20 protein-coding genes are annotated in these 15,856 nt (G+C 37.7%); 5 read left to right on the top strand and 15 right to left on the bottom strand.

Annotated features, from left to right (window positions below; all coding sequences use genetic code 11):
* Positions 1 to 70: 70 nt before the first annotated feature.
* Together thpR and pepV are read right to left on the bottom strand one after the other, a co-directional pair.
* Positions 71 to 616 (bottom strand): RNA 2',3'-cyclic phosphodiesterase, encoded by a 546-nt coding sequence (thpR, locus tag B5P40_RS14730; RefSeq protein WP_113709350.1) that lies wholly within the window; start codon positions 614 to 616, stop codon positions 71 to 73.
* 103 nt (positions 617 to 719) lie between these two features.
* Complete coding sequence (gene pepV, locus B5P40_RS14735; protein ID WP_113709351.1) at positions 720 to 2,126, bottom strand: dipeptidase PepV; 1,407 nt, start codon at positions 2,124 to 2,126, stop codon at positions 720 to 722.
* Positions 2,127 to 2,483: 357 nt separating this feature from the next.
* Between pepV and B5P40_RS14740 the strand changes: the two genes are divergently transcribed.
* Positions 2,484 to 2,705, top strand: coding sequence for a DeoR family transcriptional regulator (locus B5P40_RS14740; RefSeq protein ID WP_000805512.1), 222 nt, complete (start codon positions 2,484 to 2,486; stop codon positions 2,703 to 2,705).
* 82 nt (positions 2,706 to 2,787) lie between these two features.
* Here the strand turns inward: B5P40_RS14740 and B5P40_RS14745 are convergent, their stop codons facing one another.
* On the bottom strand, positions 2,788 to 3,516 hold the full coding sequence (locus B5P40_RS14745; RefSeq protein ID WP_002034388.1) for a pseudouridine synthase: 729 nt from the start codon (positions 3,514 to 3,516) through the stop codon (positions 2,788 to 2,790).
* Positions 3,517 to 3,557: 41 nt separating this feature from the next.
* Entirely contained in the window at positions 3,558 to 5,210 is a 1,653-nt protein-coding gene (locus B5P40_RS14750) for a putative polysaccharide biosynthesis protein (protein WP_002089053.1), read from the bottom strand.
* A 283-nt stretch (positions 5,211 to 5,493) separates the two neighbouring features.
* On the opposite strand from B5P40_RS14750, the gene B5P40_RS14755 reads away from it, so the two are divergent.
* The gene (locus B5P40_RS14755) at positions 5,494 to 6,765 is read left to right on the top strand and encodes a BaiN/RdsA family NAD(P)/FAD-dependent oxidoreductase (protein ID WP_002034390.1); all 1,272 of its coding nucleotides are present in this window, start codon (positions 5,494 to 5,496) and stop codon (positions 6,763 to 6,765) included.
* Positions 6,766 to 6,978: 213 nt separating this feature from the next.
* Entirely contained in the window at positions 6,979 to 8,421 is a 1,443-nt protein-coding gene (locus B5P40_RS14760; protein ID WP_113709352.1) for an MDR family MFS transporter, read from the top strand.
* Between the two features lie 40 nt (positions 8,422 to 8,461).
* Here the strand turns inward: B5P40_RS14760 and B5P40_RS14765 are convergent, their stop codons facing one another.
* Both B5P40_RS14765 and B5P40_RS14770 read right to left on the bottom strand, forming a co-directional pair.
* Positions 8,462 to 8,785 (bottom strand): ArsR/SmtB family transcription factor, encoded by a 324-nt coding sequence (locus B5P40_RS14765; protein ID WP_002190933.1) that lies wholly within the window; start codon positions 8,783 to 8,785, stop codon positions 8,462 to 8,464.
* Complete coding sequence (locus B5P40_RS14770; RefSeq protein WP_113709353.1) at positions 8,786 to 9,217, bottom strand: SRPBCC family protein; 432 nt, start codon at positions 9,215 to 9,217, stop codon at positions 8,786 to 8,788.
* Between the two features lie 424 nt (positions 9,218 to 9,641).
* Between B5P40_RS14770 and B5P40_RS14775 the strand changes: the two genes are divergently transcribed.
* Positions 9,642 to 9,869: a DUF3973 domain-containing protein gene (locus B5P40_RS14775; protein ID WP_113709354.1), complete on the top strand. Its 228-nt coding sequence runs from the start codon at positions 9,642 to 9,644 to the stop codon at positions 9,867 to 9,869.
* 34 nt (positions 9,870 to 9,903) lie between these two features.
* Here B5P40_RS14775 and B5P40_RS14780 read toward each other — a convergent pair whose 3' ends face one another.
* Complete coding sequence (locus B5P40_RS14780; RefSeq protein WP_000621751.1) at positions 9,904 to 10,086, bottom strand: sporulation protein Cse60; 183 nt, start codon at positions 10,084 to 10,086, stop codon at positions 9,904 to 9,906.
* A 1-nt stretch (position 10,087) separates the two neighbouring features.
* On the bottom strand, positions 10,088 to 10,324 hold the full coding sequence (locus B5P40_RS14785; RefSeq protein ID WP_002089059.1) for a DUF2553 family protein: 237 nt from the start codon (positions 10,322 to 10,324) through the stop codon (positions 10,088 to 10,090).
* 280 nt (positions 10,325 to 10,604) lie between these two features.
* Between B5P40_RS14785 and B5P40_RS14790 the strand changes: the two genes are divergently transcribed.
* Positions 10,605 to 11,084, top strand: coding sequence for a CarD family transcriptional regulator (locus tag B5P40_RS14790; protein ID WP_002143447.1), 480 nt, complete (start codon positions 10,605 to 10,607; stop codon positions 11,082 to 11,084).
* A 74-nt stretch (positions 11,085 to 11,158) separates the two neighbouring features.
* On the opposite strand, the gene B5P40_RS14795 is transcribed toward B5P40_RS14790, so the two are convergent.
* The 7 genes from B5P40_RS14795 to B5P40_RS14825 form a co-directional block, all read right to left on the bottom strand.
* On the bottom strand, positions 11,159 to 11,944 hold the full coding sequence (locus B5P40_RS14795) for a glucose 1-dehydrogenase (RefSeq protein ID WP_002015659.1): 786 nt from the start codon (positions 11,942 to 11,944) through the stop codon (positions 11,159 to 11,161).
* 12 nt (positions 11,945 to 11,956) lie between these two features.
* Positions 11,957 to 12,814 (bottom strand): glucose uptake protein GlcU, encoded by an 858-nt coding sequence (gene glcU / locus B5P40_RS14800; protein ID WP_002015656.1) that lies wholly within the window; start codon positions 12,812 to 12,814, stop codon positions 11,957 to 11,959.
* A 33-nt stretch (positions 12,815 to 12,847) separates the two neighbouring features.
* Positions 12,848 to 13,270 (bottom strand): DUF3888 domain-containing protein, encoded by a 423-nt coding sequence (locus B5P40_RS14805; protein ID WP_113709355.1) that lies wholly within the window; start codon positions 13,268 to 13,270, stop codon positions 12,848 to 12,850.
* Positions 13,271 to 13,369: 99 nt separating this feature from the next.
* The gene (gene moaD / locus B5P40_RS14810; RefSeq protein ID WP_002015653.1) at positions 13,370 to 13,603 is read right to left on the bottom strand and encodes a molybdopterin converting factor subunit 1; all 234 of its coding nucleotides are present in this window, start codon (positions 13,601 to 13,603) and stop codon (positions 13,370 to 13,372) included.
* Positions 13,604 to 13,605: 2 nt separating this feature from the next.
* Positions 13,606 to 14,070, bottom strand: a complete 465-nt coding sequence (moaE, locus tag B5P40_RS14815) for a molybdopterin synthase catalytic subunit MoaE (protein ID WP_113709356.1) — start codon at positions 14,068 to 14,070, stop codon at positions 13,606 to 13,608.
* A complete protein-coding gene (mobB, locus tag B5P40_RS14820; protein ID WP_002143449.1) occupies positions 14,067 to 14,588 on the bottom strand; it encodes a molybdopterin-guanine dinucleotide biosynthesis protein B in 522 nt (173 codons plus the stop codon). Before mobB ends, moaE begins: the two co-directional genes overlap by 4 nt.
* Positions 14,552 to 15,841, bottom strand: coding sequence for a molybdopterin molybdotransferase MoeA (locus B5P40_RS14825; protein ID WP_113709357.1), 1,290 nt, complete (start codon positions 15,839 to 15,841; stop codon positions 14,552 to 14,554). Before B5P40_RS14825 ends, mobB begins: the two co-directional genes overlap by 37 nt.
* Between the last annotated feature and the right edge of the window lie 15 nt (positions 15,842 to 15,856).

The following is a 15,856-nucleotide window of genomic DNA, read 5'->3' on the forward strand; positions in this document are numbered from 1 at the left end:
CGAAGCTCTATACAGTAACACATTATTCCCTATAGTATATTCACCTGTATAAAAAACGTTTTCATACATTCTATTTTTTTAGTTTTATTTCAGTAATCGATTTATACTTCGGCGTTTCCTTAACGTGAGATTCATACAAAGTAATCGTATCTGCTTGAAATGATGTTACAGGTAACTCTTTTACATTTGTCAGATCAAACACTTTTTCTCCTACCCATTTACGCGCAACAGTAATATGTGGATGATAAGGACGTGTATCTAGAGAGAAGCCATTTTCTTCACAAATTGTATGCACTTGCTTTTGTAAACTAAACAAATCTTGATTAACACTTATCCCCGCCCAAAATATACGCGGCTGGTCCACCTGTCCGAATGTAGAAAGTCCTTGTAACGTGAACGATAATTCCGTTTTTTCTGTAAGTGTCTGTAATCCATTCTTTATTCCTTCTAACTGTTCCTCTGTCGCACTTCCTAAAAATGAAAGGGTAATATGATAGTCTTCTTCATATACCCACGAGCGAAATGGTAATTCATCCTTCATTTCCTCTTTATAATTAGAAAGAATTTCTTTTATATGACGTGGTAAAGTTACTGCGACAAAATAATGCGGCACCATCTACATCGTCTCCTTTATGTTATTGTTGCTTTTCTTCCTTATCTCATTCAGCTAAAAAGAATCCGCCCTCTAAAGTAGAGAGCGGTCATTATTTAAATATCTTTTATTTCGCTAATTCATGAATTGCTTGAGCGTAAATCGCTGTCGCTTTTAATAAATCTTCAATTTCAATGTACTCGTCTTTTTGATGCGCAAGTTCTTCTTTTCCTGGGAATAACGGGCCAAATGCAACGCCAGCTTTCAATGAACGAGCATAAGTACCACCGCCAATTGCTAACAATTCAGCTTTTTCACCAGTTTGTTCTTCATATACACGTTGTAAAGTACGAATTAACGTATGATCTTTGTCAACGTGATGCGGGCGAGAGTTAGAATAATCCGCTACTTCAAATCCGTGAGTACCAACATATTCTTTTAACTTTGCAATCGTTTCTTCAAAGTTAGTTGTAACTGGATAGCGTACATTTAATCCTAAATTACCACCGTTTTCTTGCGAGTAAGACAGACGACCAACATTCACTGTTAACGGCCCGCTAATATCGTCTTTATAAGAAATACCAGCTTTTTCTCCCATAATATCACCTGTAAATGTTTCTGTTACAAACGAGGTAAATGAAGCCCCTTTTCCATCAAGAGAAACTTTCGTTAAGAAGTTTACCAATAATAAACCTGCATTTTCTCCCTTTTCCGGAGTAGATCCGTGAGCTGAAATCCCTTTGATTTGCAACGTCACCGTCTTTCCTTCTACAATTGCTTTACCTATTTTTTTAGCAGTTTGTAAATACTCTTCATATGCTACTGTAAGTGTATTTACATCTTCTCCTGTAATAACTGCTTCTGCAAAATCAGGAACCATATTTAAACGACGACCTGACTCAAATGAAATAAGCTTAAATGTGCCTTCTTTCTCTTCGCCACCACTTTGCACAACTTGTATGTCAGAAATTCCTTTTTCCGCATTAATAATCGGAAAATCTGCATCCGGCGCAAAACCGATTGTTGGCATTTCTTCATTTTTAAAATAATGATCTACACACTTCCAATTACTTTCCTCATCTGTTCCTAAAATCATACGAACACGTTTTGAAAGAGGTAAGCCCAATTCTTTAACGATTTTCATCGCATAATAAGCTGCCATCGTCGGCCCTTTATCATCAATTGCACCGCGTGCAAAAATCTTCCCGTCGCGAATATCCGCACTATACGCAGGAGTTGTCCAGCCATCTCCTTCTGGTACAACATCAACGTGACAAAGAATACCTACTAATTCTTCTCCTTGTCCCATTTCAAGATGACCTGCATATCCTTCTAAATTTTTAGAACAGAAACCTTCTGCTTCTCCTTTATGTAACATGAAAGATAAGGCTTTTTCTACACCTTCACCAAATGGTGCGCCCTCTTTCGCAGATTCTTCTTCCCATACACTTTTAATTTGTAAAAATTTTTGTGTATCACGAATTAAATCATCTTTTCGTTTTGTAACTTCTTCTGTCCAATTAATCGTCGACATCACGCATCCATCCTTCACTATATTGTCTCTTTCATCATAGCAAACGAAAATCTCTTATGCCATACATGAAAAACTAATAACGGACAATTGTAATATTTCAGATATTTCTTATTAGTTTTTCTTTTATTTTTTAAAAAAAATTTGCAGGAATTTGGCGTTTTACGTAGAAATTTATGAGTTAGTTGACTGACCAGACATACAATGTCAACTACCAATATTTTTCTATATGAATATTTGTTAAACTTTTGTAAAATTTAAGTAAGTTAAAGCATGAATTTTATCATGTAGAGTACAATGGTAGTAACGACCTTCTTTCCTGAATGGGGTCAAAAAAACTAGTAGAGGAGCGGTTTTCTCTTGAAACCTACAACTACTCGTATGCTAACACGCATTAAATCGATTTATATGTACATCAATGAAAACGGTACGGTAACAACGAAAGACCTTGTAGATGAGTTCGGGATCACACCGCGAACAATACAACGTGATCTAAATGTGTTGCAGTTTAATGAACTCGTGTATAGTCCTTGCCGCGGCAAGTGGACAACGACAGGAAAGAAAGTGAGAATGACCTCATAATAAAAAATAATTGTATGTAAATAAATACATACCCCTTTCTAACTCATTAGAAAGGGGTCTTTTCTATGCTCTGAAATTGGCGTTACTTTTCGTTATCTACTTGATACGTCTTTAACATTTCTACTTCTTCATCTGTTAATTCACGATATTGCCCAAGTTCTAACTCTTCATCTAACATTAAAGGTCCCATCTCTGTTCTCTTTAAATAAACTACTTTTTTCCCTACCGCTTCAAACATACGCTTCACTTGATGGAATTTTCCTTCTGTAATAACGAGTTCAATCTCAGAAATATCATCACTTTTTAAAATTGTAAGTTCGCCTGGCTTCGTTTCATAGCCATCTTCTAAAATAACACCTTTAGCGAATTCTATTACATCCTCTTCCGTTACAACACCTGAAATGTGTGCATAATATTTTTTCGGCACATGCTTTTTCGGAGATAATAGTTGATGCGTTAACTTCCCATCATTTGTGATTAATAAGAAACCTTCTGTATCAATATCGAGCCTTCCAACAGGGAATGGATCGAAAATCGCATCTTCTAATTCTAATAAATCTATTACTGTTTCGTGGTTATCATCTTCTGTCGCTGAAATAACACCTTGTGGTTTATGCATCATTAAATAAACAAACTCTTTATATTCCACAACTTCACCGTGAATCATAACCTCTTGCTCTTCTACATTCACATGAAACTTCGCATCTTTCACTGGCGTTCCATCAATCTTCACAACGCCGTCTTTCAGTAATTTCTTTACTTCTTTTCTACTTCCGTGTCCCATATTCGCTAATAATTTATCTAATCTCATGTTCTTCACCTTCTTTATTTATCATAGAAAAGGGGACGTATTTACGCCCCTTTTGATTTCAACTTTATTTTGAATCTACTACCAAGTTTACGCTGGATTTTCTCTAAAGCTTCTCCGCCAAATACTCTTTCTAGTACTCCTGTGCGAATCGCTAACAATCCGTAAACAAGACCACCAATACCTGCACAAATCGCAACTGTAATAAGAGCACCAATACGGCCATCAGGCGAAATCATGAAGGATAGAAGCCATTGTGATAGTTTTACAGCAATAACCATTACAAGTGTTAAGACTGCAATTTGGAATGTTCTCTTATATACAACACCAAATGAATAGTGTGCGTGTTTTTTAATTTGTCTATTCGTATACCATACGGAAGCTAAGAAGCCGACTGCAGTAGCCAAAATCGCCCCAACTGTACCGAAATAACGAATAAAGATTACGTTACATGCAAATTTCAAAATAACACCCATCACAAGCGCAATAACCGCATGTTTCTGCTGGTTAATCCCTTGCAGAATTGCTGCTGTTACTGTGAATAAAGCGAATAACAATGCAACTGGCGCATACCACATTAATACTTGTCCACCTAGTGGGTCTGAATCGTAGAAAGCAGTGTAAATCGGATATGCAAGTGTAGAAATACCTACAACTGCTGGCAATGTTAAAAACATATTCGCCTGGAATGTTTGTGTAATTTGTAATTTCAAATAACGGTATTGCTTTTCAGTAAACGACTTTGTAATCGCTGGCACGAGCGTTAAACTAAACGCTGTTGCAAGTGATACTGGAATCATAATTAATTTATGCGTCCACATCGTGAAAATACCGAGTGCTCGCTCTGCGATATCTCCTTGACCAATCGCCTGCATAATAGAGTTAAATGTCAATGTATCAATTTGTTGATATAAAGGAATTGTTAATCCAATTACAACGTAAGGGATTGCATATGCAAACAACTCTTTAAACAATTGAGCGGTACTTACCGTCGATTCTGGTACAGTTTGCTCAATTAAATATTGATCCAAATATTTTTTACGTTTTAACCAGTACCAAATTAATACGCCAAGTGCTCCAACTGCTGAAACGAACGCAGCGAATGTCGCAACCCCAACTGCCGTTGCTACTGTACCGCCAAGTACTTTAATAACGATGAAACTACCCGCTAATAAAAAGACGATACGAATAATTTGCTCAATAATTTGTGAAACCGTAGTCGGTCCCATCGATTGGTGGCCTTGGAAATAACCACGAATCAAACTTGCTGCCGGCACAACAATAAGCGCAAAACTTACGAGGCGAATAATCGTCGTAACTTCTTCTATCTTATTTTGTAAACTTTGTTTACCAAGCATTGCTTCTGCAAATAATGGTGCGGTCATGTACAGTACTAAGAAGGAAAGAACTCCTGTTACTATCATCATAACCATTCCCGAGCGGAACATTCTCCGGCTCGTTTTATAATCTCCAAGTGCATTATATTTGGAAACAAACTTAGAAACAGCAAGCGGCACTCCTGCCGTTGCGATACTTAAAAATATCGTATATGGAATGTATCCATATGTATAGAGCGTTCCGCCTTCTGTGCCTACTAATGCATGAAACGGAAAAACGTAAATCATGCCTAAGAACTTTACTAAAAATGTCCCTAACGTCACAATAAGCGTTCCGCGCAGAAATTTTGAATCGGACATACGAAAATCCTCCTACATCTACATAAAGTGAAACTATAATTAGTGGGAGACTCCCCTCCTACTAATCATTCGAGCATTTACGGACCTTTTTAACTCCCTCTTTACTTCTCATAAATCTTAAGATAGTAGTCTTATTGCCCATAAATAGCAGGATAATGCTGAACTCTAACTTTTGTATTGTACCACAATTCTCCTCTTAAGCAGTACTTCACTCTATTTTTCTTTTAAGGGAAAACATGCTATTCTTTTAGGCAGGAAATGTAGAAAATGAGGTCGATATATTATGCATTATGATGTTATTGTCATCGGCGGCGGTCCTTCAGGGCTAATGGCTGCAATCGGTGCTGCTGAAGAAGGCGCAAGCGTCTTACTTCTTGATAAAGGAAATAAACTAGGACGTAAACTTGCGATTTCTGGTGGTGGTCGTTGTAACGTAACAAACCGTCTACCACTTGATGAAATCGTTAAACATATACCTGGAAATGGTCGCTTCTTATACAGTGCTTTTTCTATTTTCAGTAATGAAGATATTATTACATTCTTCGAAAATCTCGGTGTACAACTGAAAGAAGAGGATCATGGCCGCATGTTCCCAGTATCAAATAAAGCGCAATCTGTTGTAGATGCACTGTTAACACGATTAAAAGACTTAGGTGTGAAAATACGTACGAATACGCCTGTCGAAACGATTGAGTATGAAAACGGTCAAACGAAGGCTGTTATTCTGCAAACAGGTGAAGTGTTAGAAACGAATCACGTCGTTATCGCTGTTGGCGGAAAATCTGTTCCTCAAACTGGTTCTACTGGAGACGGATACGCTTGGGCTGAAAAAGCTGGGCATACAATTACAGAACTTTTCCCAACAGAAGTACCAATTCTTTCAAACGAACCGTTTATTCGTGACCGCACATTACAAGGTCTTGCTTTACGAGATGTAAACTTAAGTGTATTAAACCCGAAAGGAAAAGTTATCATTTCTCATAAAATGGATATGCTTTTCACTCACTTCGGCCTATCTGGTCCTGCTGCTCTTCGCTGTAGCCAATTCGTTGTGAAAGCGATGAAAAAGTTTAAAACGAACACAGTGCACATGAGTATCGATGCATTGCCAGAAGAAAATAGTGAGCAACTGTTCCAGCGCATGCTGAAACAAATGAAAGAAGATCCGAAAAAAGGAATTAAAAACGTTTTAAAAGGCTATGTTCCTGAACGTTACTTCCTATTCTTATTAGAAAAAAATGAAATTGACGGTAGCGAACAAGCTGGGCAAGTTTCTCATGAGAAGATTCGCGCACTTGTGAAAGACTTTAAAGAATTTACCGTCCATGTAAATGGTACGCAGTCAATTGAAAAAGCATTCGTTACTGGCGGAGGGGTATCCGTTAAAGAAATTAACCCGAAAGAAATGGCTTCGAAATTCACGAATGGTTTATACTTCTGCGGAGAAGTTCTTGATATTCACGGTTATACTGGCGGCTATAACATTACATCTGCCCTTGTTACTGGCCGAATTGCCGGAACAACAGCAGGACAAAATGCGAAAATGCAATACTAAAAAAAGAAACAGGGACTCCTGTTTCTTTTTTTAGTATGTTGAAATAGCAAAGCAGTACACGAAATTATATTGGCGATACTTTAAATATATCGACCGTTTCTTCAAAAATATCCCTTCCTCCTAACTTCCCATTTCTTTTTTGTTGCTTTATATACCTTAGTACCTTTATATTTTATATTGTTGAATATTCGAAAAAGGGTAAGGGGAAAACAAATGAGAAAAAAAGTCATGATGTCTTTAATGCTAATGACGTTTCTTTCTGCGGTAGAAGGAACGATTGTTAGTACAGCGATCCCTCGTATAACGAGTGATTTGTCAGGTGTCGAACTTGTTAGTTGGGTATATGCAATCTATATGCTTGCAACAGCTGTTTCGACTCCAATATACGGAAAGCTAGCTGATTTATTCGGCCGTAAAAAAGTTCTGCTCATCGGAGCAACAATCTTCTTAATCGGTTCTGCACTTTGCGGAGTCGTTACATCAATGGAACAATTAATCTTCTTCCGTGCTCTTCAAGGTATAGGGGCTGGTGCTGTTATGCCGATCACAATGACGATTATTGGAGATCTATATAGCGAAGCTAAAGACCGCGCGAAAGCACAAGGCTGGATGAGTGCCGTTTGGGGTGTATCTGGTGTTATTGGGCCGTTAGTAGGTGGATTTTTAGTTGATTCTCTTTCTTGGCGCTATATTTTCTTCTTAAACGTTCCTTTTGGAATTATCGCTTGCTTAATGTTTGCCACTTCTTATAAGGAATCTGTTAAGTCCGCCGCTAAGCAACATATCGACTATCTTGGTGCGACAGTTTTCTCATTAAGTACAATTGCTTTACTATACGCATTATTAACAGGTAGCAGTAAGCAAAACTGGGGAGACATTTCAATTATCGGCCTATTAATCTTTGCCGCTGTTTCATTCAGTATTTTCTTATACATCGAGAAAAAGTCTCCGGAACCATTAATTCCGCTAGCACTTTTCTCTAACCGTACATTATCTACAATAAACATACTAACACTTATTGCTGGCGCAATGATTATTAGTATTACAGTGTATCTTCCAATTTGGAGCCAAGGTGTTTTAGGAAAAAATGCGACAGAGGCTGGACTCATTTTAATGCCGATTCCTGTTATGTGGACATTCGGTGCTATGTTCTCCGGCAACTTAGTTGGCAAGTTACAAACGAAACAAATTATTTTACTTGGAGCTAGCATTTTATCAGTTGCTACTTTCTTATTATTTACATTATCAACAGATTCACCATCATTCCTTATTTATGTTGCAGTCGGATTATTCGGCTTAGGAATGGGGCTTGTTACACCAATTTACATGGTAACAATTCAAGCAGCTGTACCGGCCCATACGCGCGGAACGGCAGTTGGTTTAAATACATTTATTAATACATTTAGTCAAACACTAGGAGCTGCAATCTTCGGAACGATCTTCAATACGATGATTCATGCACGTGGCATTAAAAACCTTGATCTTGTTTCTTCTGGCGGACATGGAGGGGCTACAGCAAACGTAGCAAACGAGTCACAATCCGCATTAGCATCAAGTGTACACGTCATTTATATGAGCACTTTCGTATTAGCGGTATTCACATTAATTATCGCTTGGATCCTATTAAAGCCAGCTAAACAAACAAGTGAACAATAAAAAAAGGATGACCATTTTGGTCATCCTTTTTGCATAAAATCTACTCTTCATTCTCCACAATATGTTTAAGCACGGACAATTTATTATCCCAAAATCGTTCATAGTACGAGAGCCACTGCTGTAATTCCTCTAATGGTTCTGGATGCAAACGATATATCTTCTCTCTTCCGCTCTTTCTTCCACTCACTAAATTCGCTTCTGAAAGAATATAAAGGTGCTTTACAACTGCAGTACGGCTCATCGGAAAATGATCCGTTATTTTTGAAATTGGTAACTCTTTATCACTTAATAACCGTAACACTTCTCGGCGGGTTGGATCAGCAATTGCTTGAAACACATCATATTTCGCTGCTGACGAGGACACTTAACCTTCGACAACCTTTTTCAGTTTTTCATTTACAATCGCTACCCAGCCACCATTCATTCTATCGCGAATAATAGAGCTCTTCGCATTCGCTTTCGGAAGGATTTCATCAGGATGTTTCCAGCCGCCGTGAATTAACGTAAATTCTGTTTTATTATCTCCTAGGTCTTTCAATTTAAATGAAACAACCCAGCCATCTGTGTCCCATGAGAAAGATAAATAATTCGGCTCATCAATCTCTAACACTTTACATGGTGATGGTCCGAAAGGTGATTGCACATGAAACTCATGTCCTACCGCCAATTCGAAATCATTTGGCATAAACCATGACGCAATTCCTTCTGCAGTCGATACTACATTCCATACTTTTTGAATAGGCGCGTTAAAAACGATTGTTTGTTTAATATCATTTAATGTATTTTGTTGTTCCATTTTATATCTCCTTTATTCGGCATTAAAATATAACACCTTTTAGTTTCACATTAACAATATAACACCTTTTGGTTTCATGTCAAGAAAGACTCTTTTTCACTGTTGAGAAATTCTCAACATTTTTTCAACAGGACAAACACCCTCTCACCATTCCTTCATAATATACTCACAAAGGCAATGAAAAATAGAAAATTCCCTCAATATGAAGCTCTATCACTCCTATTGAGAGAAGCGCCTAACTTATCTCATCTGTACTTCGTCTCTCCTCCTTCCCTCGGGGACAATACGCGAGATATGTAAAAATCAGAAGGAGTATGCCCGCCATTTGGGTAGGTAGTTATTTCTCTTCTCCTCAACATTTCCTTAGGAGCGAAATGACTACCGACCCACTTTTTCAAACAAAAATAAAAAGGAGATGAAAGCTATGTTCTATTGCATTAACTGTTCTGAAATTCACCATGAAAAACACCCGAATGATAAAGTTTTTAAAAACGGTTTTTATATTGATCCATTTTTAGGTGATCGTTATCACCTTGGTATGTGTACAGATGTCCAAAACCATGAAACAGGGGCGCCTCTTTTAGCGACAAAGAAATTAGGCACAACTCAATCTATTATGAACGTATTACCGACACATGTTGTCCCAACATAAAACATAAAAAAGAGCTGGCTCACCCAGCTCTTTTTTATGCTTTATAAACGATCATTGCTGAAAAACAATAAATTTGGTTTTCGTCATCGTTAATAGAAACACCGACTTGGTACTTAATATCTACAAAGTTACTATCATCAATTTTTTTCAAAAATACATTTACAGCGTCTTCTAAGTCTTTTTCATGACTTTCATCAAACACTTTCACACGAATCATGTTAACACCATCCTAGATCGCAGCCCTCCGCCGCTTGTTTATTGCCACGGTGCGTATCTATGATGCGATAAAACTTTCCATCTTCATATATATATCCGTCTTCTAACACATATTGTTTATCTTCAGTATAGACATAAAACTTACCTATCATAAACTTACTCGTATATAATTCCAAATAATCTTGCCTAAATTTAGCTACAACTTTATTTGTAATATCAATTCTAATTGTGCGCCCCACCTTCTCTCCCTCCCTTGCAAAGAACGGATTTAGGTATATTGTATTAGCGATTTTATATTTTATGCTTAAAAATAAGTGGATATGCCCTCTTTCTGCGCCTGTACTATTTTTCTAAAAAAATCCCCCCTATTTATTCAACTTATAAGAGCAAAAAAACAAACAAAAAAACGACTTTTATATATTGACTACAGCATATCAGATGTGATATCATATAAAATTTTACATTTTTATCCTAGTATGTTATCATTAAAAGTAGTTACCACATACGGAGGTGGATGATTTGTTTCAAATTGGTGATAAAATCGTTTATCCAATGCACGGTGCAGGAATCATCGAAGCAATTGAAGAGAAAGAAATATTAGGCACTACGCGTCAATATTGTGTTATACGCATCATTAGTAAAGATATGCAAGTAATGCTTCCGATAAATCAATTACAAAAATCAGGTATACGTTATATCGTCGATAAAGGTACTTTAGATGGTATACTTCTTGAATTTCATCATGGGGAATCAGACCCCTCACTCTCTTGGAAACAAAGATATACAATGAATATGGAAAAAATGAAGAACGGCAATCTTCAAGATAGTGCAGAAGTTGTTCGTGATTTACTTCGTCGCAATAAAGAAAGAGCATTAAATGCGAGCGAAAAACAAATGCTAGATAATGCGCGTAAAATGGTTATTAGTGAAGTTGCGCTCGTACAGAATGTTTCAGAACATCAAGCAACAGAATTTCTTCAAGATACAATCAATCATTAATTTTAAAAATAGCCGACCGCTATTTTTTTTTGCGTAAAAAAGGCCAAAGAGTTAAATCTCTTTGGCCTTTCATATTACCCACGCCCCGCTTGAAACGATGGATATAAAGTCATTCCACCATCTGCAAATAACGTAATTCCAGTTACGTAACTTGCCTCTGCTGAAGCAAGCCACGTTGCTACTGCTGCGATTTCTTCAGGTTTTCCAATGTAACCCATTGGAATCATACTTTCTACGTCGTCACGTTTTTTCGGGTCAGCAAATTTTTCAGCATTAATTGGCGTATTAATTGCACCAGGCCCAATATTATTTACCCGAATACCTTTTGGTGCATATTCTAACGCTAACGTTTCTGTCATAAGCTTAATCCCCCCCTTACTAGCCGCATAATGCACAAATAATGGCCACGGGATTTTCTCATGAACACTAGACATATTAATAACCGAACCTTTAATATCGTGTTCCACAAAATATTTAATCGCTTCACGACTTCCTAAAAAAGCACCTGTTAAATTTGTATGAATTACTTTATTCCAATCCTCTAACGGCATTTCATGCGACGGTACCGCGTTTTCTATCCCTGCATTATTAATCATAACGTCGAGCGTACCAAACTCTTTCACAGCAGATTGAATGAGATTCACAACATCTGCCTCGACCGTCACATCACCTTTGACAGCAATCGCTTCTCCACCTACCTTTTTTATTTCTTCTAATACATCGTTCGCTTCTGACTCTCTTGAGCGATAGTTAATAACAACTTTCGCCTTCTCTTTAGCAAATCTTACTCCCATGGCTCTTCCAAGACCAGTTGCTGATCCTGTAATAACGACGACTTTCCCTTCTAAATCACTATACATTTTAATACCTCCTTAACTTTTCGCAATCCCCAGCATAATTCCAGCTGCAATGATAAAAACGATACCAATAACAATCCCAATTAATTGACGCTTCGTTTTCCTTTCACCTAATATAAAGATCCCGCCAAGCGTCGAAATAATAATTCCCATTTGTGAAAGGGAAAAGCTTGTTGCGACCCCAACTCTTGGCTGCGAAATGAATAAAAACATATTTCCAGCTGCCCAAATCAATCCTGGAAGAATATTTCGAATCGCATATTTATTGAATGGATGATGTTTAAATGTGAGTAAAATCCCGCCTAATACCATACCGACCGCTTGTGGTAATAAAGCCGACCAACCGTTCACGTTAAATAACCGGATAACTACTACGTAAACTAAATAACCGACTGTTGAAATTAATAAAATAATAATTCCTTTTTTAAAATTTCCTGCTTGCTCTGCATTCTTCTCTTCTTTACTTTGCAGCGATGTTAAAATAACCCCGATAATAATACAAACGAGCGCCAAAACTCCAAGAACGACCGATATCGTCGTTGACCATTCATGAAACACGATAACCCCAAATAATGTTGTCGCGACTAATTGAAGCCCTGTTGAAATCGGCATCGTCCTAGAAACACCCATTAAATCAATACTTTTTAATTGATTCGCTTGACCAAGTGCCCAAAATAAGCCAGATACAATTCCAACTCCAATAACGGTCGGAGTTAATACCGGCTTCATAAAAATATAAACAACAATTGAGAAGATAAGTGCACCGAACGTTGTACCGAGCGTTTGACTATACGGTCCCCCGCCCAGTTTCACGTTAAATAGCACAATACTCCCCCAAAATATAGCTGGTAAAATCGCTAAAAGTATATCCATCGCTCATTACCTTTCTCTACAAAATGTCATAGGTTATCGCTCTAAATCATTAGAGTGAGCTTTTATTTTTTCGTTTTTTCGTGCACAAATCTTTTCTACAATAGCACCAGAAACATTCTTTTCTCGCTCCACTTTCTTTATCTTTATGTGATCTAAATTTTCTTCCAAAGTAAGTGTAACTTTATCATTCGGCGGATTATGTGCCCCTTGAAATGTAAGAAATTGTATCGTAACTTCAAACCTAGGAACAAACTCATCTTTCTTGCCTAGACGCTTTATATTTGTAACTGAGTCACATTCATACTGATCTTCTGTCACTTGCCTTATAACCGAGTAATATCGATTCAGTAACGCACTTTCTAAAAGCTGTTCCGTCGATTCTTTTGCCAAAGAATTGCTTGGAGAAAAGAAAAAAACAGAACATATCATTGCAATCATTACACATATCTTTTTCATAACTTCCTCCTTTTCCTATAAGATAGTGTTCTCCAAAATGCCATAAAAAAACGACTTTCCCTATTTAGGAAAGTCGTTTTTCATAGCATAAATCCAATATTAACCACCACTCACTGGTGGTATTAGTGCAACTACATCACCAGTGTGTATCGTGTCATCTTCATTTGCGTACTCTTCATTAATCGCAACCATAATTGGCGCTGAAACTGGTACATTATATTCTTTCGCAACAATATCTTTTAACTCTGCAACAGTAATATCTTCTTTCTCTATTTGTAATTCACTCGTTCCTGCTTCTTCTTGCAAGTTCGCAAATAACAATACTCGAATCATATTTATAACTCCTTCCCAGGCTCTCCTGCTGGATATGGTGTTTTTTCTAATTGGTCACCAATCCATGAGTCACCATCTTCCCAAAACTCCTTTTTCCAAATTGGAACAATTTTCTTAATACGCTCCATAATATATTCATTCGCTTCATAAGCCTCTTTGCGATGAGGCGTTGATACAGCAACAACAACCGCTATATCAGAAATTTGCAGCGTGCCGATGCGATGCGTAATCGCAACATGTGTACCGGGCCACTTCTCCTTCACTTCTGATCCAATTTTCTGTAGCATCTTTTCTGCCATCGTCTTATAAGCTACATACTCTAAGTATAGTGTACGACGCCCTTTCGTAAACTCCCTAATTGTCCCGATAAATGTTGTAACAGCACCACATTCACGGCGAACTACTTTCTTTGTCACCTCTTCAATCGAGATTTCTGTATCAATTACTTCATAATACGTATTTATCATTTTGCACCCCTAGCTGTTTGTAAAAACCAGTCTATATACAATTTTTCTTCTGTTATATGAAATACTTTATATTCTTCTCGTACATTTGACGAAGCATCATACCACGTAATAACTGCCGCTATATTTTCTACTTTATGTAAAAGTTCAGCGTCTTCCGCAGAACGAAGTAACACTACTTTCGGATAGTTCTCAGCTTTATAGCCCTCTATTAAAATCGTATCTACTTCAAAAAATTCGTACAAGCGGATAATTTCTTGCAAGGACCATTCATCTCGCAAAGAGGACAAAGATAGTAATCCAGCACCTTCTACACTACTTACTACAGCACCAGCTTTTCGGTGTCTTTCACTATCTTTTTGCGCTACTTCAGGAAAGCCCCCGTGACCATGATGTTTAATTGTAGCAACCTTCATTTCTCTTTCAGCTAATGCATGTACCATCTTCTCTACAAGTGTTGTTTTCCCGCTATTTTGATACCCTACTATTTGTAAGATTGAAGAGGCTTTGCCCACGGCCAATCACTTCCCTCAGAGCATTCTAACAATAATACAGACACTTTCATTCCTGCTTCAAATCCTCTCGTTCCTCCAGGCAGCACGATAAAAGCATTTGCATCCGCAAGTGAAGAGACCGCACTCGATTTATCTAAACCGACTGGCATCGCTTGTAGTGCCCCATTAACAATACTCGCTTTCGCTCTTACAAAACGAGTAAACGGATTTGGTTTCGGAAAATCTTTTTGTAAAATAGCATCAGTTCTATATACGTGAGGCTCCTTCACATGCAAATACGTTTTCATAATTGGATGCACAAATAATTCGAAACCTACATAACAAGCTGATGGATTACCTGATAAACCAAAGAGTAGCTTTCCATCAACTTCAGCTACTGTCGTTACACTTCCAGGTCTCATCGCTATTTTATTAAAGAGTACATTCGCCTGTAACCTTTCATAAATAGCTGGCAAATAGTCGTAATCCCCTACTGAAACACCGCCCGTTGTAATTAAAATATCAACCTCATCCATCGCTGATTTAACAGCTGTAAAACATGCATCTAACTCATCGGCAAGTTGCCCATAGTAACGCACTTTCCCGCCAGCTTTCATAATTTGAGCGGCAATCATGTAAGAGTTACTATTTCTAATTTTCCCTGGCTCTAACGCCTCATGCACTTCTAGTAATTCACTTCCTGTCGTTACAATACCGACAACAGGCTGTTTTACAACTTTCACAGTGCTATATCCAAACGTCGCTAATAATGCGGCAACACCTGGATTGATTACGACACCTTTCTTAACGAGGACTTGATTTTGTTTTATATCTTCTCCTTTAAATGACACATTGTCACCGTCTTGGAAAGGACGTTTTAACTTCATATATGTACTTTCGTTCCTCTCGAATCCTTCCGTCAGTTCTAGCATTACGACTGCATTGCAATCTTCTGGAATAGCTGCTCCTGTCATAATACGAATCGCCTGAAAAGCCCCTACTTCTTCTGTAAAAACAGATCCTGCTCCGATCTCTCCTATTACTTCAAATTCAATCGGCTGCTCTTGACTCGCTTCCTTCGTGTCTTCTGCTCGAATTGCGAAACCATCGTAAGGAGAACGATCAAAGTGAGGAACGTCGTGATCTGAGACAACATCCTCTCCAAGAATCCTCCCATAACTTTCTGTAATAGAAACTTCTTCTACTTCACCATGCTTAGCATATTTCATAACCCGCTCTACAGCCTCAGCAACTTGAATCGGAATTCGTTTTTCTACCATTGTTTCTCACCTCAT

Origin of the sequence: Bacillus sp. SRB_8 (assembly GCF_003264205.1) — a bacterium.
Classification (GTDB): domain Bacteria; phylum Bacillota; class Bacilli; order Bacillales; family Bacillaceae_G; genus Bacillus_A; species Bacillus_A mycoides.